The 1,390-nt window shown below is 62.8% G+C and carries 2 protein-coding genes; one reads left to right on the forward strand and one right to left on the reverse strand.

What is annotated here, in order from left to right; all coding sequences use genetic code 11:
• The coding region (locus QMX86_RS28055; RefSeq protein ID WP_282390433.1) for a hypothetical protein at positions 1-500 on the reverse strand (500 nt) is incomplete at its 3' end.
• 262 nt (positions 501-762) lie between these two features.
• Here QMX86_RS28055 and QMX86_RS28060 point away from each other — a divergent pair.
• The coding region (locus tag QMX86_RS28060; protein ID WP_282390434.1) for a winged helix-turn-helix domain-containing protein at positions 763-1,390 on the forward strand (628 nt) is incomplete at its 3' end.

A 1,390-nucleotide genomic window follows, 5' to 3' on the forward strand; every position in this document is an offset into this window, starting at 1 on the left:
GCTCGCGAAAGTGGTGGGTCAGTCAAGGGTGATGTCGGCCGGAATGACGCTTTCGCGAGCAGGCTCGCTCCCACAGGGTTTTGCGGTGATTCCGGATGGCGAGAGTGGACCAGCGCATTGGCGGCGGCGACGGCGATATTCAACACCCGTCCGAGTGGTAAGCCGGCGGCGTCGATCAGTCCAGCCAGCGGCGCGCCCCATTGCGGGTAGACCAACACCGGCCCGTCCGCCGAGCGAATCAGCGCGAGCGGGTTGAGCGCCCACTGCGAAGGCAACTGCAAATGGAAATCGCGCTCCAGCCGCTGGCACAGCGCCGGACGCTGGATCGGCGCACGCACAGCGAACCAGCTCTGGCCCGAGTGGCTGTCTTGAAGGCTGAACCAGGTCAGTTCATGGTCACGGCGCAGCAGACTGAACCGACAGTTCTCCAGCCATGCTTCATCGAGCATCGGCGCATCGGCCGCGCGGGAAATTGCAGATGAAGATGGCTGGCCGGGCATACGCATTCACCGCTGGAAATGGGATTCAGGCTGGTGGCGAAGTATACCCAGCGTTTTTTTGCCAGAGGGCCAGCCGCTGCGCTGATGTCCGTCTGCAGCCTCAAGATGGCCGTCCAGAGCCTTGCGCCGCTGTTTCTTGTGTTATAGAAGCGCACGTCTTATCCCTCGGGATAATTGCTTTATGCCAGGCCGTCCCCTAGCGTACGAACCTGATAACCCGGCGCCCGCGCCCTGTCCTTCTCACCGCAACGCAGAGGCCCGCATGATCCGACTCGGCCAAGCCACGATTTCTTTGGAACGGCGCGAAGCCTTTCTCGATGGCCGGCCCTTGCGCATGGGCGGGCGGGCGTTCGAAATACTTTCGGTACTGATGCAGGCCGATGGGCGCATCGTCAGCAAGGACGAGCTGATCAATCAGGTATGGCCGGACATCGTCGTCGAAGAGAACAATCTGCAAGTGCAGATTTCCTCGCTGCGCAAACTGCTCGGGGAAAAAGAAATCATCCAGACGGTTGCCCGTCGAGGTTACCGATTATTGAAAGACCGCGAACCCAAACTGCCCGTGTTCAACGCCCTGGCCTCGGCGCCGATGGTGGCGCAGCCGCCGTTGGTCGATACGCAATCGGTGCCGGTGTTCATCGTTGACGATGAGGCCTGCGTGCGCAGCGCATTGAGCCGCTTGTTGCGCGCCGAAGGCATCGAGCACCGGATTTTCCAGTCCGCCGAAGAACTGCTCGAGGCCGACATCGCCAGCGGCGCGGCGTGCCTGCTGCTCGACGTCAGCCTGCCCGAAACCACAGGCCTGCAATTGCAGGCGGCGCTGAACGAGCGCGGCTTGCCGTGGCCGGGGGTCTTCATGACCGGCCCCGGCCCGCGTCCGCTGTCGGTGC

This window comes from Pseudomonas sp. PS01270 (assembly GCF_029959775.1).
Taxonomy (GTDB): domain Bacteria; phylum Pseudomonadota; class Gammaproteobacteria; order Pseudomonadales; family Pseudomonadaceae; genus Aquipseudomonas; species Aquipseudomonas atacamensis.